General features: G+C 36.6%; 19 protein-coding genes. 6 read left to right on the top strand and 13 right to left on the bottom strand.

What is annotated here, in order from left to right; genetic code table 11:
- Window positions 1-49 precede the first annotated feature (49 nt).
- From BM084_RS01330 to BM084_RS01315, 4 genes are all read right to left on the bottom strand, one after another.
- The gene (locus tag BM084_RS01330; RefSeq protein WP_075326477.1) at window positions 50-589 is read right to left on the bottom strand and encodes a hypothetical protein; all 540 of its coding nucleotides are present in this window, start codon (window positions 587-589) and stop codon (window positions 50-52) included.
- Window positions 590-686: 97 nt separating this feature from the next.
- Entirely contained in the window at window positions 687-2,231 is a 1,545-nt protein-coding gene (locus tag BM084_RS01325) for a PH domain-containing protein (RefSeq protein ID WP_143083606.1), read from the bottom strand.
- A complete protein-coding gene (locus tag BM084_RS01320) occupies window positions 2,200-2,727 on the bottom strand; it encodes a PH domain-containing protein (protein WP_075326473.1) in 528 nt (175 codons plus the stop codon). The genes BM084_RS01325 and BM084_RS01320 overlap by 32 nt, the downstream gene beginning before the upstream one ends.
- Window positions 2,715-3,554, bottom strand: a complete 840-nt coding sequence (locus BM084_RS01315) for a 1,4-dihydroxy-2-naphthoyl-CoA synthase (protein ID WP_093302224.1) — start codon at window positions 3,552-3,554, stop codon at window positions 2,715-2,717. Before BM084_RS01315 ends, BM084_RS01320 begins: the two co-directional genes overlap by 13 nt.
- A gap of 106 nt (window positions 3,555-3,660) precedes the next feature.
- Between BM084_RS01315 and BM084_RS01310 the strand changes: the two genes are divergently transcribed.
- Window positions 3,661-4,152: a hypothetical protein gene (locus BM084_RS01310; protein WP_093302222.1), complete on the top strand. Its 492-nt coding sequence runs from the start codon at window positions 3,661-3,663 to the stop codon at window positions 4,150-4,152.
- Here BM084_RS01310 and BM084_RS01305 read toward each other — a convergent pair.
- The 6 genes from BM084_RS01305 to BM084_RS19645 form a co-directional block, all read right to left on the bottom strand.
- Window positions 4,149-4,985, bottom strand: coding sequence for a CvfB family protein (locus BM084_RS01305; RefSeq protein ID WP_093302219.1), 837 nt, complete (start codon window positions 4,983-4,985; stop codon window positions 4,149-4,151). The two genes, BM084_RS01310 and BM084_RS01305, sit on opposite strands and share 4 nt — an antisense overlap.
- A gap of 114 nt (window positions 4,986-5,099) precedes the next feature.
- Window positions 5,100-5,444: a DUF2853 family protein gene (locus tag BM084_RS01300; RefSeq protein WP_093302217.1), complete on the bottom strand. Its 345-nt coding sequence runs from the start codon at window positions 5,442-5,444 to the stop codon at window positions 5,100-5,102.
- 68 nt (window positions 5,445-5,512) lie between these two features.
- The gene (menD, locus tag BM084_RS01295; protein WP_093302463.1) at window positions 5,513-7,246 is read right to left on the bottom strand and encodes a 2-succinyl-5-enolpyruvyl-6-hydroxy-3-cyclohexene-1-carboxylic-acid synthase; all 1,734 of its coding nucleotides are present in this window, start codon (window positions 7,244-7,246) and stop codon (window positions 5,513-5,515) included.
- A 209-nt stretch (window positions 7,247-7,455) separates the two neighbouring features.
- Window positions 7,456-8,601 (bottom strand): chorismate-binding protein, encoded by a 1,146-nt coding sequence (locus BM084_RS01290; protein WP_093302214.1) that lies wholly within the window; start codon window positions 8,599-8,601, stop codon window positions 7,456-7,458.
- A 3-nt stretch (window positions 8,602-8,604) separates the two neighbouring features.
- The gene (locus tag BM084_RS01285; protein WP_075326462.1) at window positions 8,605-9,024 is read right to left on the bottom strand and encodes a PaaI family thioesterase; all 420 of its coding nucleotides are present in this window, start codon (window positions 9,022-9,024) and stop codon (window positions 8,605-8,607) included.
- Window positions 9,025-9,173: 149 nt separating this feature from the next.
- A complete protein-coding gene (locus BM084_RS19645) occupies window positions 9,174-11,084 on the bottom strand; it encodes a thrombospondin type 3 repeat-containing protein (protein ID WP_093302213.1) in 1,911 nt (636 codons plus the stop codon).
- Window positions 11,085-11,272: 188 nt separating this feature from the next.
- Here BM084_RS19645 and BM084_RS01275 point away from each other — a divergent pair, with 188 nt between their 5' ends.
- Window positions 11,273-11,908 (top strand): alpha/beta hydrolase, encoded by a 636-nt coding sequence (locus tag BM084_RS01275; protein ID WP_093302210.1) that lies wholly within the window; start codon window positions 11,273-11,275, stop codon window positions 11,906-11,908.
- Window positions 11,909-11,992: 84 nt separating this feature from the next.
- Entirely contained in the window at window positions 11,993-13,264 is a 1,272-nt protein-coding gene (locus BM084_RS01270) for an NRAMP family divalent metal transporter (RefSeq protein WP_093302208.1), read from the top strand.
- A gap of 40 nt (window positions 13,265-13,304) precedes the next feature.
- On the opposite strand, the gene BM084_RS01265 is transcribed toward BM084_RS01270, so the two are convergent.
- Both BM084_RS01265 and dnaK read right to left on the bottom strand, forming a co-directional pair.
- On the bottom strand, window positions 13,305-13,907 hold the full coding sequence (locus tag BM084_RS01265; RefSeq protein WP_093302205.1) for a hypothetical protein: 603 nt from the start codon (window positions 13,905-13,907) through the stop codon (window positions 13,305-13,307).
- Between the two features lie 201 nt (window positions 13,908-14,108).
- Window positions 14,109-16,037 (bottom strand): molecular chaperone DnaK, encoded by a 1,929-nt coding sequence (dnaK, locus tag BM084_RS01260; RefSeq protein ID WP_093302201.1) that lies wholly within the window; start codon window positions 16,035-16,037, stop codon window positions 14,109-14,111.
- A 219-nt stretch (window positions 16,038-16,256) separates the two neighbouring features.
- Between dnaK and BM084_RS01255 the strand changes: the two genes are divergently transcribed.
- From BM084_RS01255 to BM084_RS01245, 3 genes are all read left to right on the top strand, one after another.
- Window positions 16,257-17,690 (top strand): L-serine ammonia-lyase, encoded by a 1,434-nt coding sequence (locus tag BM084_RS01255; RefSeq protein ID WP_093302197.1) that lies wholly within the window; start codon window positions 16,257-16,259, stop codon window positions 17,688-17,690.
- Window positions 17,691-17,894: 204 nt separating this feature from the next.
- The gene (locus BM084_RS01250) at window positions 17,895-18,518 is read left to right on the top strand and encodes a CPBP family glutamic-type intramembrane protease (RefSeq protein ID WP_093302194.1); all 624 of its coding nucleotides are present in this window, start codon (window positions 17,895-17,897) and stop codon (window positions 18,516-18,518) included.
- A 76-nt stretch (window positions 18,519-18,594) separates the two neighbouring features.
- Window positions 18,595-19,626, top strand: a complete 1,032-nt coding sequence (locus tag BM084_RS01245) for a formylglycine-generating enzyme family protein (protein WP_093302190.1) — start codon at window positions 18,595-18,597, stop codon at window positions 19,624-19,626.
- Here the strand turns inward: BM084_RS01245 and BM084_RS01240 are convergent, their stop codons facing one another.
- Window positions 19,627-20,082 (bottom strand): Cif family virulence factor, encoded by a 456-nt coding sequence (locus BM084_RS01240; protein WP_093302460.1) that lies wholly within the window; start codon window positions 20,080-20,082, stop codon window positions 19,627-19,629.
- Between the last annotated feature and the right edge of the window lie 25 nt (window positions 20,083-20,107).

Here is a 20,107-nt window from a genome sequence, read left to right as displayed (position 1 = left end):
TGGGGATTTTTGATTTTCTGATATTTCAGTTAGTAGGGGTTCTGGAAATTTACAGCCAATTAAATTCACTGATTCTAAAGCCCCTAAAACAATCATCTACACAGCCTGTTTCAACAAAACCACAATTGGAGATTATTCCGGCTTCATCTGTATTAAAATAAATCTCATTATCTGCTTTATTAATATTTAAATAATCAGATAGACAGGTTTGATATAATTCATCTATGAGCAAAGGATCAAAACCTTCAGAATTACTACCAATTTCCTCACCGGTTTCTGTATAAGATTTAATTTCCACTTCTACCATTTCACCCTCGTCGCTATATGTCTGTTCATAATAAAGATATTCCCTTTTACTAATAATACCATCTTTTACCGATATGATTGTTCGGTTACCAAATCCGCTCCAGGAAATAAAACTAATTGTATAACTATAAGAATTTCCGTTAATATTCTTGAGCTCGCTCCACACCTTCTTACTTTCATTATAACTAACCCCGCTCTCACCAGTAATTGCACTATTATTATTTTCATTCTCAGAACAAGAAAAAAGCACTAGGAAAAAAAGGAAAAAATTTGAGATTTTCATACAGTATTTATTGAATGTCTTCATAAAAGATGCAAAAATGTGCTAAAGGTTGCGTAAAGTTTTATAAAAAAAAGGATTTTTATCACTTTTTACCTTCTCACATCCAGTTTTTCGAACTAACCTCTGCCTTATATAATACATAATTTACGTATTGAATTATACCAGTATTCACCGCATAAAACTTAAGATCACCACCTGCGGTATGAAAAACTACATTTACCAGGTTCTTTCTGCGGTACCAAATAGGCTGCTTTACACTTATAGATTGAATCCTAAATAATTCCAGGGTTTCTTCGGTTTTGTTCCAAAAGCCGGTTTTCTTCTGTAGAAATTCTTCGGTGATTATAAGTTTACGGGCTCTAAAAGCGAGTATTTGTAAAGTTAAAGCTGCGATAGTATATACTCCCGCTATTGCTAAAACAGCACCTAATTTTAGGTTTATAAAGTCTAAAAAATACCAGAAGGCAAGAAAAAGAACTACCGGTAACATTGCCAGGGAAATTTTTCTGAATAATAATAATTTATCTGGTCTAAAGGTTGTGCTGAAACTAGATTTAGAAGATTCTGGATATAAAAAATATTTTATTTTTTCTACAATTTCTTTTCCAAGACCCGGAATCTTTATTTTATTCTTCTGTAGTTCATTTTCACTACTTGATAAAGAAATTTGGGCCTCATAAAGATTTAAACGCTCCTGGACCGGGTTTGTTTTAATTCGCATTAACTGAAGCCGTCTCGGTTGCAGGGAAACCTTGGTATTGGTTTTCAACCCCATCTCCACCTCCATTTTATCCCTATTCTGCTGAATAGTCAAACCATAATATTTGATAAAAACTTCAATAATCGTAATACTAATACTTAAAAGTAAAAGCAACACAAAAAGGATCGCTAAAAAACCGATAGATTGTAAAACCCCGGAAAACTGATCAAAATAAACCTCTACATCTTCTACCTGATCTTTAAAATAGGTATTTACCCTATTATAAATAGTCATTACAAAGGCAAACACTAACGAAAGCCCGCGTAAATAATTAGTACTAATCCCAATTTTAAGGAGCGTGAGAAATCCTACTTTATGAGTCCAAAAAACCTCTTTATTTTCCTCTGTTTTTTCAGATTCTTCTTCTAATGAAGTCTCCTCGGTTTTTTCAGCTTTCGCTTTTAATAAGATTTTTGAAATTTTATTGGCATCCTCTTCAGAAACAGCTTTTATTTCAACTTCTTTAAGATTACTCCCGGCAGTTTCTATTACCAGGCTGTAAACCTTGATTATTCGTTGAAGAATAGAACGTTTAAAATAAACCTGCTGAATTTTATCAAAAGGAATCGCAGTATTTTCGGTAGAAAAAATCCCTTTTTCTAATACAAATTCCTCCCGCTTATAATCTATATAAAAAATAAATTTGCGATAGTACAGGTAGCTATAGATAAGGGCTAAGAACCCAATTAAAAGCAATGCAAGACCAATATAAATTAAAGTCGTTCTACTGGGGCCACTAACCAACAAATACGCGACCACCGCCCAGAAAGATCTAAATAATTTATAAATGCTGGAAATAAAAATAAGAAGAATACCGGCTATAGATTGGCGCTGGGGATTGCTGTAGGCTTCAGGATTCATCATTAGAAATCTTAACCGCAATAGCTTCTTTTAATTGCACAGCCATTTCGGGTTCTAAACCGGGAATAGAAATATCGCTTGCGCCTCCACCTGCAGTAAAAATATTAAGGCTGGAAATTCCTAAAAGCTTATCCCAAATTCCTCGTGAAATCGATGCGTGCTGCACTCGGTTAAATGGAATTACGGTGATTTTACTAAAAACAAACCCTCTTTTATAAATAATGTCTTTTTCCCTAATCGCATATCCCAAACTCTGAAGCAATTTATAATTATTCCAAAATCTAAATATAAAAGCGACTAATACAAAGCCAAAAATAATCCCCGACTGAGCATAATTTAGCTGAAAAAACCAAAACACTCCCAGTGCAATAGTCAGAACGAGCATAAAAATGCCCGTCTGAATATTCATTTTTATAAGATATTTAGACGAAACTGAAGAAAAAGCTACCTGCTCATATTGGGGCAGGGAAGCTAAATCTATTTGTTCGTTACTAAAGTCCTTGGCTACGGGATCCATTTTTTGTCAAAATTTGGTTTTCTTTTTTCCAGAAAAGCATCACGACCTTCTTTAGCTTCATCTGTCATATAGGCAAGTCTGGTAACTTCTCCTGCAAAAACCTGCTGGCCCACCATTCCGTCATCGGTCATATTCATGGCGAATTTCAACATTTTAATGGAAGTTGGTGATTTTGCCATAATTTCCTGCGCCCATTCGTAAGCAGTATCTTCCAACTCATCGTGCGGAATAACCGCATTCACCATCCCCATTTCGTAAGCTTCCTGTGCCGAATAATTTCTTCCGAGGAAAAAGATTTCCCGTGCCTTCTTCTGCCCTACCATTTTTGCCAAATAAGCTGAACCATAACCGGCATCAAAACTCGTTACATCGGCATCGGTTTGTTTAAAAATAGCGTGTTCTTTGCTGGCAAGAGTTAAATCGCAAACTACGTGCAAACTATGCCCACCTCCTACTGCCCAGCCAGGAACTACACAAATTACAGCCTTTGGCATAAACCGTATTAGACGTTGAACTTCCAAAATATTCAATCTATGATAACCGTCTTCACCTACGTAACCCTGGTGCCCACGTGCTTTTTGATCTCCACCGCTACAAAACGCCCATTTTCCATCTTTAGTAGAAGGACCTTCGGCCGAAAGTAAAACGCAGCCAATTTCAGTATCTTCGTGTGCATTATGAAAGGCATCTAAAAGTTCTGAGGTTGTTTTTGGCCTGAAAGCATTGCGAACATCAGGTCGGTTAAAGGCTATTCGCGCCACGCCACCCGATTTTTTATAAGTTATATCTTCGTATTCTTTTACAGTTTTCCAGTTGATTTCACTCATAGGTCTTTATTTTATTCAAAAATAAGCTTTTCAATTTATCTTAATATATTTGCGTTGCAAATAGATTTGCATTGTTTTTGCTATATTAAAGACAAAAGCCCTAAAAATGAAATTTCGCTTTCTATTTCTAAGTCTGTTTTTATTCTGCATAACTTCGGTTTCTGCCCAGGAATACTGGGATGTTGCCGATTTTGAAATTAGCAATTACAGTATAGAGCCTTCCTGGAGCGACCTTAGTTTTGGACAGCAATTCTTTAAAGGAGATTTTGATCTTCCAAGCGGCGAATTTATAAATGTAGATGATGGAAAACGCGCTAGCGTAGATATGGTTGGGATTCTTGAAAGCCAACGTAATATGAAAAAACGCACTGTAGATATCGGTTCGCCGTTACCTACAACAAATCAAAAGAAGAAAGCTTTCGAAATTTCAAACAATTACAGGCTTAGGGATAATGACGAGGTATATAATGATGCTTTAAACTCTAATCCTTATTATCAGAACCAGCGAATTTATCAAAATGCACTTCACAGGCAAACCCAGCGAAGAATGTATTACGGTTCCCAATATTATTCGCCCCGGGGACGCTACTTTTACTAATCTTCTTTCAGATAAATTCCGTCGTCTTTAATATCAATTTTTCTTTGCTTATAAAGATTTCCGGCAGCACGCTTGAAACTCTTTTTGCTAATGCCTAACTGACTGTGAATAGCTTCAGGAGAAGATTTATCGGTAAGGTTCAAATAACCTTCGTTTTTCTTTAATTTATCGAGAATAAGCTCGGCATTTGGTTCAATACTCCGGTAACCGGGCCTTTGTAAACTCACATCAATTTTCCCATCGGGACGGGTTTTAGTGATAAATCCGCGCATTTCATCACCCACGTTTATTTCCTGAAAAACATCGTCGTGATAGATCAAACCTAAATGCAACTGATTGATAATTACATTATAGCCTAAATCACTTTTATTACTAATTATAAGATCTACCTCTTCAAAAGGCTCTATGGTAAGTTCAGAATTATCTAAAAAAGCATGAACCTTGCTTGAAGCAACCAAACGATCTGTTTCTTCGTCTAAATAGCAAAAAATAAGATAGCGGCCACCTTTTTTCATTGGGTAAGCCTGCTCTTTAAACGGAACAAATAGATGTTTCTCCAATCCCCAATCTAGAAAAGCTCCAAATTCGGTTACCTCTACACATTTTAGAAATGCAAATTCATCTAGTTTTACCAGGGGTTCTAAAGTGGTTGCAACCGGTCTTTCTTCGTGATCCAGGTAAATAAAAACCTCAATTTCATCCCCTATTTCAAAAGTTTCGGGGATATATTTATTTGGAAGCAAAACTTCATTTCCTTCAGTATCTGTTAAGAAAAGTCCGGGTTCGGTTTCTCTAACAATATTAAGCGTGTGATTTTCGCCAATTCTAAGCATAATCTATATTTTGAAGTGCAAATATACTTTATATTTTACGCCTTTTCTATAAAACAGGAAAATCCGTCTTTCACCCTCGAAAAACGGATTTTTAAAATATTTAAACCCATCATTTTATTTAAAAACACTTTCTTTTTTAAAGTATTTTGTAAGTAAATAATAGACTACCGCGCGATATTTATTTCTATTAGATTTACCATATTTTTCCATTACGGCATTTAAACCTACATCCAGTTTTTCGTCATCTTTAAGTCCTAATTTTTTAATTAGGAAGTTGCGTTTTACGGTTTCCATTTCAGATTCTGAAGAACTGGAAACGGTTTCCGCGTCGCTTCTAAAAATACTGGGGCCGCAGGATTCGGTTACTTTTCTAAGCAAATCAACATCGGGTTCTTCGCCAGTTTTGTCTTTTACATCCTGAATGTATTTACCTACTTTTTCATCGGTTTTTGTACTCATAATTAAGAATTTTTTGATTATTTCCCACCAAGTTACTTAAATGAGTGTTTTTTTACGAATTTAAATTCTTAAGATTTCATAAAACTGAAGTATTCCAGCAGCACTTCATCGTTAATCTTTCTTGGGGTAAAAATTTCCAAGATTTTAGGTTGACTCGAATCGCTAAAAAAACCTTTCAATTGCTCATTTATTTCTTCGGAAGTTTTAGCAGAACAGTATTCAAATCCATACATTTCACTTAAAGATTTTGCCTGAAGCTGATGTGTGGTTTCAAAATAAGTCTCAAAATTCTCGGTGTGCTTATTTCCAGGTAGGATCCTGAAAATACCACCACCGTTATTATTTAAAATTATTATCCTGAAATTCTTAGGAATATAATTATTCCAAAGTGCATTGCTATCATAGAAAAAACTTAAATCACCTACAATCATTAGCGTGGGCTCCCTTTTTAAACATGCCGCGCCAACTGCAGTAGAAATACTCCCGTCTATCCCGCTAGTACCGCGATTACAAAAAATACGCAAGCTTTCTTTCCATTTAAACAATTGTGCATAGCGAATGGTTGAACTATTCCCCAGGTGTACAATATAATTCTCTGGTACGCTGGGAATAATTTTCTGCATCGCTTTTAGATCTGAATACACAATCTCGTTCATATACTCCTGGTGCCGAACCTGTCTCCTGCTTTTTACCTCTTTCCAGAATTTTCCATAATCACTTTCGGATTTTTCAGTAAGGGGAAAGAAATGTGTGAAAAATGAATTTACAGTGGTTTCAAAATGTTTGTTTAAACAGAAAAAAGTGTTGTATGCTTTTTTAGGATCAATATGCCAGTGTTGCTGGGGCTGGTAATTTCTTAAAAATGCTTTGATCTTTTTGGAAACAATCATTCCGCCAAAAGTGAGTAAAATTTCCGGCTGAAGCGTTTTAAATAATTCTTCCCTGTTTTCATCTTTCTCAATAGGACCAATAAGAGTATCAATTCTAGTAAAAAATTCGGGATGATTTAAATTGGAGGTAGTTTCCGTCAATACAATAACCGAATCGTCTTTGGCCAGTTTTTCCAAATATTGCTGTTCAACAATATTGGGCTGTGCAACGCCAACGATCACCATTTTTCGCTTTGCTTTGTTCCAAAGTTCGGCATAACCGCCTAATTGACTTTCGGTATAGGTTCGTTCTTTAATTTCTGGCAAAATCTGGATAGGATTTACCTCAACATTTTCTACCAAATCGTACAAAGGCTCATAAAAAGGAACATTTATATGAACCGGCCCCTTCTCTTCTATCGCTTTATTTAGCGCCAAATTGACTTCCCGCTCATTATGTTTCTGCGATTCAAATTGTTTTTGCTGAAGCTTTTTATCGGTTGCTTCAGAATCTAAAACTAATTCTGAATGTAAATTAGCCGAATATAAAATATGGTTTTCAAATACATTTTTCTGCCTAATTGTTTGTCCGTCGCCAATATCTATACGTTCAATAGGCCTATCTGCAGAAATAATCACCAAAGGGATGTCACTATAAAAAGCTTCGGCAATCGCCGGATAATAATTTAACAATGCAGAGCCAGAGGTACAAACCAGCGCCACCGGTTTTTGTAATTGCTGCGCCATTCCTAACGCATAAAAAGCCGCACAGCGTTCATCTACGATGCTGTAAGGTCTAATGTCGGAATGGTGCGTAAAACCTATGGTTAGAGGCGCATTTCTTGAACCTGGAGAAATCACCACGTGATTTATATTTTTAGCCACACAAAGGGCTACAATAGATCTGGCAACTGGTATTTTGGAGTATTTCACAAAGTTTATTTTGTAGAGTTGAATCCCAAACTTCACAGGTTTTAAAAACCTTTGAAGTCTATAATTTTGATATAAGGTCAACCTGAACTTGTTTCAGGTTCTAAGCTAATTAAAAACCTAGATTCTGAAACAAGTTCAGAATGACGACAGGCAATTTAATTTCACCCAAAATTACAATTTCAAAAACATTTTGGGAGCAGGTTTTGACCTTATTTAACAAGTACAGATTTTATGGTATGCGATTTATTTACGGTTTCCTGCCATTCATCTGCAGGACTGGAATCTTTGGTAATCCCACCACCAATAAATAACCTGGCTTTTCCGGCTTCCAATTTCATACAACGTAAATTCACAAAAAGGGAAGTTTGTTTCAGGATGCTTCCATAAGCTTGATTTTCCTGATTTCTACGATTGTTATTTCGCTTTACCTCCTTTTTCATATTCAATTCTCCCAAAAAACCTGAATAAAATTCGCGATTATAAGCTTCATGCTCTAAAATAAATTGTTGGGCTTTTTTCTTCGGAAGTCCGCATACAGCCGGAGTTGGGTGTAAAGCAAAAATCAAGCTTTTAAGACTGGATTTTTCAGGATCTAACATTCCTGTAATATCGGTCTGTAAATGCAGCAAATTCCCAGCTTTGGAAGTATAGGGCTCAGATTTATGAATACTCCCGGAAACTTTATTTTCCAGATTTTCCAAAATCGAATCGGTAACAATTTGTTGTTCCTCAATTTCCTTTTCTTCCCAGTTTACAGATGAAGTTCCTTCAAAGGCCTGGGTTCCGGCCAGAGCCATAGTTTTGAATTTTTCACGTTCTACGTTTAAAAGAGTTTCTGGCGTGGCACCTAACCAAATCCCGGTTTGAGGATGAAACCAGAAATACACAAAAGCAGTTTTATATTTTTTAAGCAAATTCTTAAAAATCTCCATCGCTTTAAGTTGGGTTTGCACGTCTTCCTTACGTGACAAAACCACCTTTTTCAATTCTCCTTTTTTTATGGCTTCAATTCCGTTTTCAACCAATTCTTCGTGTTTAATTCTGGCTTTGGAATTGGTATAAGCAGGGGGAAATTCCTGATTTTCCTTTTCTACTTCTTCAGAGCTTTCAGCCGAATATTCTGTAGTAATTATTTCGGCATTTTCTGAAGGGATTAAAATTGCGTTTTTAGTATTTTCAAAGGGAGCAAAAACAAATCCATTTTCGGTAAAATCGTCGGTTTTATATGTTTCAGCTGAATCCTGAAGCAAAGCTTTGGTCAATTCGTTTTTAGATCCGGGGTTTCTATAGGCTACAAAAGGATTTCCGCTTTGAATTTGTTCTTCCAATTTTATAAAAAACTCTTCGTTGTTCATTTTCTATTTCTTTTTTGGCAATGCTATGGTAGTAAGTTTTACGATAGAAATCAGGTTATTGGCTTCGTCGGTAATTTTTATTTCGCACAACTGCGTTGTTCGGCCTTTATGAATAAAAGAAGCCCTGGCAAACACAAAACCTTCAGCAATACTTTTTAAATGATTTGCAGAAATTTCAATACCGCGAATAAAAAACTCCTCAGTATCTAAAAAAACATAACTGGCCATACTGCCAACACTTTCAGCCAAAGCTACGCTGGCACCACCGTGCAGCACGCCATCGGGTTGATGCACTTTTGGGGTAACCGGCATTTTTGCAATTAAATAATCTTCTCCAACTTCAGTAAATTCAATTTCCAGGGTTTCCATAAGCGTATTTTTACACACCTTTTTGGAAAGCTCCAGAATTTCTTCATTAGTCATCATTCTAATTATTGATTATATCGTAAAAGTACGAAACCCTGAAATAAAAATAAACATTGAGAAAGACCTAAGATGCCAAAACAAATTTTTAATCTACCATAAAAAAAGCCGCTCTATAGCGGCTTTTTATTTAATTAAAATTTTAATTATTAATATCCTGTAGACGAAGATTGATTAGATATACGTGTGGTTTTTGCTCTAAGTTTCGATCTTGCTGCCTGCTTAAGTTCAGTTATTGGTGCTGTATCAATTTTTGCTACACCCCCAAGAACTAAAGTATTTGTAGTGTCATAGAACAGAGCAAGGTCTCCATCTCCAGGTTCTATTACAGAAGCGCAGGCAATGGTTAGGTCTTCTATACCTGCCATAATAGGGTGATCTCTATTGGATGCTGAAGGTAATATGGTATAATCACAATCAACTCGGCCTCCACTATTGAATAAAACGGCGCCCATATTTGCAAGGAATTGATTTTCAACTTCAATATTTGCATAAAATGAATCATACTCACCAACAAAAATTATTCTTCCACCATCGGCCGCGAATTGCTTTAAAGTATTGATTTCGTCTACCGTATATTGCGATGTTGGCATAACCAGCATCACTATTTTAACATCTGAAGGAATGCTTGTTAAAGAGCCTACCGTTGAAAAAATACTCTCTACGGTAAAACCTTCATCTTCTATAACAGATTCCGTGGTAGCCCATCCGGTTTCAGTACATTCACCATTGCTGTAGCATCTTGCATGGCGCCCGCGATCTATCCAAACCACATCTCCACCGTTCCTTACTCCCGTAGTGGTATAATTAACGAGGTTTTGAACAAATCTCACATTATCGGGATCTTCCAGAGCGGTATTATCAAATATATTTATATCGTTTAATACAACCACATCTCTGCCGGGAACCCGGATACTTTCACATCCAACTTCATCTACTTCTACTCCGGGATCTGTATCTGGACATTCATCAATATCATTTGGTATGCCATCGCCATCATCATCTGATCCACTTTCACAGGCATCACCTACACCATTTTCATCTTCGTCTGCCTGGTCTGGGTTTGGTACATTTGGACAATTATCTTCACTATTGGGAATTCCATCCTGATCTGAGTCTAATGGTTCGTCATCATCTCCACAACCAAAAAATAAATGCTCGTATTCTACATTATCATCCCCGTCAAAATTAGCCTGGATATTGGATCTACTCAACGTACCATCAATAATTATCTCTGAAACTTCGCCATATACATCTGGCCATCCCTTAAGGGTAACCTCATAATATAGATATGGTTCTTCATCGTCGTAATCCTGTAAATTAGGTAAATCGAAACATAATGGATCTGCCCAGGGATCTTCACCTTCAGCAGATTTTGCATTTTCTACATCGGTATAAAGCGGAGTTCCACTATCGTCTGTTCCTAACCAGATATCTACGCTATAAGCCGCGGTATAATGTCTTCCGGCTTCATTACAATAATTTGCGAAGAAACAGAATTCAAATATTTCGGTGGGAATAAGATCAAAAAATAAATAACCATATTCATTCACAATTCTATCATCAAAACAAACCACCGTTACATCTACATATTTTTTAACTCCGCTACGAAGATTAATGTCTAACGGTAAAGTGTTCTGTAATAAATCTCCAATTGCACCTCCTTTTGGTGCAAGCCAAATAAGACCACCTTCAGAATTATACACGGCAAAATGATCTAAAGTATACGTTCCCGGTTCAAGTTCAAGTTCAGGACTATATTCAGTATAATTTTCATCAGAAACCAAATCAATTGCAAAAGGATCCCCAGAAGTACCTACGACTTCTTCTTCACCTCGCAATAAAATAATTTCTACATAGGAAGGGGTATCATCAGAACACGCTGGAAGCTCGGTAGCTTCCTGTTTATTTTGCTGGTTTCGTAGCAGATCATTAAGAATAGGACTAAAAGATAGCGTAGCTTTTTCTGAAACTTCCTGGACACCTTCCTCTTCACTACACGAAAAACAAATAACGCATAGGAGGAACGATAAGAATAATCTTCTTATAAAAATTTCCATAATAATTAGTATTAATTAGTTTTGTGAATACAAATTGCCGGGGTGAAATTTATTGCATTACATGAGGGTGTATTGCAATAAGAAAAGGTCACAGGGGGTTAAGAATATTATCTTCGAAGATATTTCAAATTTAATGAGAAAATCTCGCTATTCCACTGAGGGTTTCCCATTAAAAATCACATAAAATAATGAGTACCGAAAAGCAGCTTTTTTACCAAATCACCAATACCTACAGCGTTTTAAATGATTTTACTGAAAAGACAAAAACCGTCTGGTTGGTTTGCCATGGAATTGGTTATTTAAGCAGGTATTTCTTAAGGCATTTTAATCATTTAAATGCAACAGAAAATTATGTGATCGCTCCACAGGCCCAATCTAAATATTACCTCAACAACGAGTATAAACACGTAGGTGCCTCCTGGCTCACTAAAGAACACACTGAAGCAGAAACTGAAAATGTACTCAATTATCTCGATGAAGTTTATAAAGCTGAATATCTAAAAAACGCACCAAGATTAATAGTTTTAGGCTATTCCCAGGGCGTTTCAGTAGCAATAAGGTGGATTGCCAGGCGTAAAATTAAGTGCCATGAATTAATTATGCATTCGGGAAAAGTTCCTTCAGAATTAACTGCCGAAGATTTTGAATTTCTTAAAAAAACAAATTTCACTTTTATCTACGGAACTGAAGATGAATACCTCAAAAACGGAATAGTAAAAGTAGAAGAAGAACACCTGAAAGAGATATTTCCTCGTAATCTTGAAATAAAAACCTATAAAGGCGGGCACGAAGTTAATACCAAACTTATTACTGAATTTGCTTAAATTCGGTGGTATTCTTTTCAATTCTTTAGCCAGAAACTGTCACTTCGAGCGCAGTCGAGAACTTAGCGATTTAATTATTTCTAAATGAAACAAAATATTACTTCTTCTAAAAAATCCATTTTAAAAAGTATTGGCCCCGGATTTTTACTGGCTGGTGCAGCCATTGGAGTTTCTCATTTAGTGCAGGCTACTAGAGCCGGTGCCGATTATGGATTTATCCTCATTTGGGTTTTGATCGTGGCTTGTATTTCAAAATATCCTTTTCTTGAATTTGGTCCCAGGTTTGCCGCCGGTACCGGAAATCACCTAATTACCGGATATAAAAAACTGGGCAAATTCCCATACTGGATTTATATATGGATTACGATAGGAAGTATGTTTATTATACAGGCCGCAGTGACTATTGTTACCGCAGGTTTAGCCGAGCGACTATTCAATTTTGGCTGGTCGCCTTTTCTTTGGAGTGGAATTATTCTTATTGCGTGTATCGCTTTACTTTTAATAGGAAAATATCCCGGCCTGGATAAAAGCATGAAAGTGATCGTTACTTTGTTAACGTTGGCTACACTTGTTGCCGTAATTATGGCTTTTGGTGCCGGTACTGTGAATGATGCCGTAACTACCGAATCGCCTTCGCTTTGGACTACCGCCAGTTTAGGTTTTATAATCGCTTTTATGGGCTGGATGCCTATTCCTTTAGATGCTTCGGTTTGGCATTCCATCTGGACCAAAGAAAAAGCAGTTCAAAACAAACAGAAAATTTCAGTGAAAGGTGCTTTTGTCGATTTTAACGTGGGTTATCTTTCAGCGGCATTTATTGGTTTATTATTTTTTCTACTTGGCGTTTTAGTAATGTTTGGCAGCGGGACTTCTTTTTCCAGCAACAGCGTGGAATTTTCGAGCCAGTTGGTGGAACTTTACGGAAAAACCCTTGGGGAATGGAGCAAGCCTTTGATCTCCGTAGCAGCTTTTGTTACTATGTTAAGTACCGTTCTAACAGTTACAGATGCTTACCCGAGAGTAATTTCTGAATTAAAAAACCCTGAAAAGGATAAACCGGAAGACAAAAAAGAAAAATGGAAAATTTACCGAAATTCCATTTTTATTATCCCGGTTCTTTCACTTTCTATTTTGTATTTTCTCTCCGGGTCATTTACCATTTTAGTAGATTTTGCTGCCGGACTTTCTTTTCTATCAGCACCTTTTCTGGCCTGGTTTAATTATAAACTGGTAACAGGAAAACAAATGCCTAAAAAACACCGCCCGGGAAAAAATTATAGAGTTTTCAGCTTGATTTGCTTTGGGCTTTTGGTGGTATTTAATTTTGTCTATTTGTATATTACGTTTTTAGGATAGTGACGTTTAAGCAACAAGGTAATTAAATAATAAGTACTAACTATCTGTCTAAACAAAATTTAAAATCTATAGCAACTGCTTTTTCTACGCTAATTTCTTCAGTACAAACCCCCATGATATCATCCATTATACAATTAGGATCATCTGATTGTTTAACTTTAGTCATTTCTGATATATTACCTTTTAGCGAGCCAGTAATAGCCCCATCTTCATAATTATCAAAACTTAGGGTAAAGCCTTCTTCACTCGGAGTGTTCAATTCTCTTATGGGTAATTTGTGAACATAAGCATATGACGTACTATCTGTTTTTTGTTCAGGAAATCTTATAACAAAATTCAAATATTCGAAATTGTTTCTTAAGGTTTCAAGGCTAAAGTTATTTTCAATTTGGGAATTGAAGTACATAGTAAATTCTAATTCGGAATCGGTATACTGGAAATCAATTAAGTTTAAAAACTCTTCCCCGCATGTATCACTCATGGCACAGTAAGTTTCAGTTACTGCACAATTTTCCTCTAAACCTATATTAAGGTTAACAGAATCAGTAGTAAAATTTTCTTGTTGGTCATCAGTATTGTCAGGGCTGCATGTCAGAAAAATAGTTGCTGAAGTTAATAATGCAAGTAGTATAAATTTTTTCATAATTGTGGGTGTTTATATAGTAGATGTAAAAATCACAAAATGGTTGCGTGTAAAAACGATAAAAGCGCAATCAAATTAATGATTGCGCTTTTTATATTGCTCAGATGTGAGTTTGAGGTTTTAAGATCCCGAAGCGAGTTTGGGATAGGCGATTCGAACATTTTTGTTTAGCGCAAAGCGCTATGAAAAATGGCTCTCTGCTTACTTCACCTCCTCAAAATCTACATCTTCTACGTCGTCTCCGCTTTTAGAGTCTCCTCCAGCTTGCTGTCCGCCTTCGGCTCCGGTAGCACCTTGTTGTGGTCCACCTTGTCCGCCTTGAGCTTCAGCTTGTGCTTTATACATTTCTTCAGAAGCTGTTTTCCAGGCTTCATTCAATTTGTCTAAAGCAGGAGTTATTTGATCAAGCTCTTTAGTTTCATAAGCTTTCTTTAATTCCTCTAAAGCTTCTTCTACCGGCTTTTTCTTATCTTCAGAAATCTTATCGCCAAATTCTTTCAACTGCTTTTCAGTTTGGAAGATCATAGCATCAGCTTCGTTCAGCTTATCTACTTTTTCTTTAGCTTGCTTATCGGCATCAGCATTTGCTTCAGCTTCTTTCTTCATTTTCTCGATTTCTTCTTCTGTTAATCCTGAAGAAGCCTCGATACGAATATCCTGAGATTTTCCGGTTGCTTTATCGGTAGCGCTTACTTTAATGATACCATTGGCATCAATATCAAAAGTCACTTCAATTTGAGGAGTTCCTCTTGGCGCTGGTGGAATTCCGTCTAAGTGGAATCTACCAATTGTCTTATTATCTGCCGCCATTGGACGCTCACCCTGCAATACGTGAATTTCTACTGAAGGCTGATTATCGGCCGCGGTAGAGAATGTTTGTGATTTCTTGGTTGGAATCGTAGTGTTAGATTCAATTAACTTAGTGTTAACTCCTCCCATAGTTTCAATACCTAAAGAAAGTGGAGTAACATCAAGTAACAATACATCTTTTACATCTCCGGTTAATACACCACCCTGGATAGCTGCACCAATTGCAACAACCTCATCTGGGTTTACACCTTTAGAAGGTTTCTTACCAAAGAATGCTTCTACTTCTTCCTGAATTTTAGGAATACGGGTAGAACCACCAACAAGAATTACCTCGTCGATATCACTTTTTGAAAGACCTGCATCGCTAAGTGCTTTTTTAACAGGCTCCATAGAACGGGTTACCAATTCTGAAGCTAACTGCTCAAATTTAGAACGGCTAATAGTCTCTACAAGGTGTTTTGGTCCACTTGAAGTTGCCGTTACATATGGTAAATTGATCTCAGTTTGACTTGAAGAAGACAACTCAATTTTAGCTTTTTCAGCAGCTTCTTTTAAACGCTGAAGTGCCATTGGGTCTTTTCTTAGATCAATATCTTCAGCCTTTTGGAAAGTATCTGCAAGATAATCGATTAGAACTTCATCAAAATCGTCACCACCTAAGTGCGTATCACCATTTGTAGACAATACTTCAAATACACCATCACCTAATTCAAGGATAGAGATATCAAATGTACCACCACCAAGGTCATAAACAGCGATTTTTTGATCCTGAGATTTTTTATCAAGTCCGTAAGCCAATGCTGCTGCAGTAGGCTCGTTTATAATACGACTTACTTTCAATCCTGCGATCTCACCAGCTTCTTTTGTAGCCTGACGCTGAGAATCGTTAAAGTATGCAGGTACGGTAATTACCGCTTCTGTTACATCCTGTCCAAGATAATCTTCTGCGGTTTTCTTCATTTTTTGAAGTACCATTGCAGAAAGTTCCTGGGGAGTATATTTTCTTCCATCCACATCTACACGTGGAGTATCATTATCACCTTTTACTACTTTATAAGGAACTCTGCCTGCTTCTCTAGAAGATTCAGAATATTTGTTCCCCATAAAACGTTTAATAGACGAAATAGTTTTTTCTGGGTTAGTTACTGCCTGACGCTTAGCCGGGTCACCAACTTTTATTTCGCCACCTTCTACAAATGCGATTACAGAAGGTGTAGTTCTTTTTCCTTCGGCATTAGGTATTACCGTAGGCTCGTTACCTTCCATTACGGCAACGCAAGAGTTGGTAGTACCTAAGTCAATTCCAATTATTTTACTCATAACTTTATAGGTTGAATTTTATATTATTGATTTCAATTCTTCGAGGTGTTAAAGTCAATCATTATGCCAGCAGAAAACTTATGACAGGTTGTCATTTTTTTCTAAAAGTACTTGCCAAATCTGCGCTTCCAAGATTACGAAATCGTTTTAATATTTCTTCAATTCATTCTACTTCATACTAACAAATCCTTATTTTTGCAGTAAAATAGGAGTTATACAATGCGAAAAATTGAATGTATTAGTGTTTTTGATATGTTGAAGGTGGGCGTAGGCCCTTCCAGTTCTCATACTTTAGGTCCCTGGCGGGCATCACAACGCTGGATTGCAGAATTAAAGCAAAAAGGCACTTTTAATGACGTAGAACATATACATATAGATCTCTATGGCTCTCTTTCCCTTACCGGAATAGGTCACGCTACAGATATTGCCACTGTTTTAGGACTTTGTGGCCACGATCCTGTAACTATGGATATTTCTATAATTGATCTTGAAATTCAAAAGATTAGGGAAACAAAAAAACTTCAATTTAACGGCGAAAAAGAGATCGATTTTAGCATAGTTGACGATGTAAAGTTTAACAAGAAATTCCTTGAGTTTCATCCCAACGGAATGACATTTCGGGCTAAACTGAAAAACGGTAAAAAAACTTCCTCTTCTTTTTATTCTATCGGTGGCGGTTTTGTTGTAAAGAAAGAGCGTAAAAACGCTAGTGATAAGATGAAAAGCTTTTTAGAATTTCCTTTTCCTATTGAAAAAGCTACAGAACTCCTAGCCTACTGCAAAGCTGAAAACAAACCTATTTCTGAAATAGTTCTGGAAAATGAAAAATCTCTTAGAACTGAAGAAGAAATAAATGCCGGCTTAAAACAAATTTGGGATGTGATGCTGGAATCTATGTTTATTGGCTGCCATACCGAAGGAACACTTCCCGGCGGACTCAACGTAAAACGCCGCTCTTTTGAAATGCACCAGCGTCTTATTGGCGAAGAAAAATATGATTCGCCCGAAGATTGGATAATCGCTATTAGAAGAACTGAGGTGAAATTCAGGCAAATCCTTAAATGGGTGAGTTGTTTTGCTATTAGCGTAAATGAAGTAAATGCATCTTTGGGTCGTGTAGTCACCGCGCCAACTAATGGCAGTGCCGGCACCGTACCTTCTGTAATGATGTATTATATGGTGATAGAAAACCACGAAGCAACTTTTGAAGATATGAAACGCTTTATGCTGGTTGCCGGTGAAATTGGCAGTCTCTTTAAAAAAGGAGCCACGATTTCTGCAGCTATGGGCGGGTGCCAGGCAGAAATTGGTGTATCCTCGGCAATGGCTGCCGGCGGATTAACAGAATTACTTGGCGGAACGCCTGAACAGGTATTAATGGCCGCAGAAATCGCTATGGAGCATCATCTTGGATTGACTTGCGATCCTATTGCAGGTTTGGTACAGGTGCCTTGTATTGAAAGAAACGCAATGGGTGCCATAAAAGCCATCAATGCCGCTGAAATAGCCCTGGAAAGCGATGCTACCAAAGCAAAAGTTCCATTGGATAAAGTAATTGAAACAATGTGGGACACTGCAAAAGATATGAATTCTAAATACAAAGAAACATCTGAAGGCGGGCTTGCAGTTAAGGTGAATTTGAGTGATTGTTAATTATCCGTTCTCTGTTGTGGGTTATCAGTTCTGAGTTTTGCTATTCTGAATTTTGAATTATTTAAAAAACTCATTGGAATAATTCGTGAATTAGTTATTTAAAATATCTTACAGTATTAAATTGCAGCAATAATCAAATCTAAATCTTTGCAGTTCCTTAAAATCCCACCAAAAGTCAGCAACCTCTTTCGCAATTACTGGTTCATGATTGGGACTTATTTTCTGTTTTTCTTTTTATTGGGATTTTTAAATACATTTTTACCAGAATTAGACCTCGAGAAATACCAGCAAACTGAGTTATTCAATTTAATGGATGAGAGTCCGCTGGCATTTATTCTTATGGCAGTTATTATAGCGCCACTTTTGGAAGAAAGTATGTTTAGAACCCTCATTAAGCCATCTTTTACCGAAATTCATATTTTTATTTGTGCAGTACTTGCATTTATAGGCCTGGGTTTTATTCCGCAGGAAGGACATTCTTTACTTAAATATGGGCTGGTAATATTATCGGCTATTATCATTTTTCTGTTCTTACAATCTCTAAAACCTTCAAGATTCCTTAGAATATTTCGTATAATTCTATACCGAAATTATAGATTAATATGGCTACTTACCGCTGCTCTTTTCGGTCTGGTTCATATCTGGAATTACGTTGAAGGCTGGCAATTTGATCTGATTTTATTCCTGTTAATTTTCCCACGAATTATAGCAGGGTATTTCTTCGGAAAAATAAAAGTTGAAAACGGAAACCTTATCTGGCCCATTACGATGCACGCCATGAACAACGGAATTGTAGTATTCTTTTTGCTTCCAAAGCTTTTACAATAAATAAAACCAGCCTTAGCAGCTTCAATTAATTTTAAGTATTTACCACACTTGTTTATCTTTAGCCGAAAATCAATTAATGCGTTTATTCTTTATAAAATACTTCGTTCTCCTCTGTCTTTTCTGTTCATTTCTTAGTTGTAAAAATGAAGAAAATGAACCTGCTGAAGCTTCTAAAGAAAATATTCAGAAAACCGAAAAATCCTACCACGAAAAATATCTTGAAGAAATTGCCGAAATAAAAGAACGCGATTCGGTTTCAACCTCCGGAATGCTAAAGATTGAAGGAGGGGAATATATGATGGGTGGAAATTCCCAACAAGCCAGGCGAGATGAGTTTCCGCAGCATAAAGAAAAAATTGAAACAATTTGGGTAGATGAAACTGAGGTTACTAATGCTGAATTCGGAGAATTCGTAGAAGAAACCGGTTACGTTACTACCGCCGAACGTAGTTTTGAAATTAACGGTAAAACTTTTCCTCCCGGTGCGATGGTTTTTGATGCCGAAAATCCGCAGGCCTGGTGGAAGTTTAAAGAAGGTGCCAACTGGAAACATCCGCAAGGTCCAGAAAGTTCTATTGAAGATAAAGAAAATCATCCCGTAGTACAGGTTTCCTGGTATGATGCTATGGCTTATGCAAAATGGGCCGGAAAACGTTTACCTACCGAAGCAGAATTTGAATACCTGGCCAGAGGTGGAAAAGAAAATCAAATTTACCATTGGGGAAACGATTTTGAGAAAGCAACCGCATTCGTGAATTTCCACCAGGGAGATTTTCCGGTTTCTAACGAGATAAAAGACAGTTTTGAAAAAACCGCCCCGGTAAAAAGTTTTCCTCCCAATTCTTTCGGGCTCTACGAAATTTCTGGAAATGCCTGGGAATGGGTTTTGGATACCTATTATCCAAATGCGTATTCAAAATTAGAACAGCGCACAGATGGTTACTTTAAAGAATATTTTAATCCCCAACAACAAAAAGTTATTCGGGGAGGTTCATTTTTATGCAGCGAATCTTATTGCACCGGTTACCGGAATGCGGCAAGAATGAGCTCTACTCCCGAGAGCGGATTGGAACATTTAGGCTTTAGGTGTGTAAAAGATGTTGAATAGTTACTTACAGCCTTTTTTACTACGTGTATCTACCAAATAGATAATTTTCCATTCGCCCCATGATTTCATGAGCTGGAAAGTATTTACCCCGCAATGACTTAATTCATCATTTACATAAAAAGAATAAGGAGTGCTTACATTGGCGATCATTCCATTAACTTTAATATCAAAATCGTGTAATTTTTCTTCAAATTTAGTCGAAGCAGGAATTGAAGCTATCGACCTTAAAAAATGTGAATATTCTGAAGTAGATAAAACTGTATTCCCTTCATTATCTATAGCTACAGATTGCATTTTAATATCGGGATGTGCAAAACTTTTTAACCTCACAGAATCCTGAGCGTGAAAGGCTTCAAAGAAATTCTCAATTAAAGTCTGAAGATTTTCTTTTTCGCCATTTTGGCTCCACCCAATTTGGCACAAAAGCAAAAAACTAATTAATAATAACTTCTTCATAGAATTCATTTTATTTAAACGCTAA

Origin of the sequence: Salegentibacter agarivorans, from assembly GCF_900113135.1 — a bacterium.
Classification (GTDB): Bacteria; Bacteroidota; Bacteroidia; order Flavobacteriales; family Flavobacteriaceae; genus Salegentibacter; species Salegentibacter agarivorans.
This window is presented reverse-complemented; position numbering and strand designations above follow the sequence as displayed.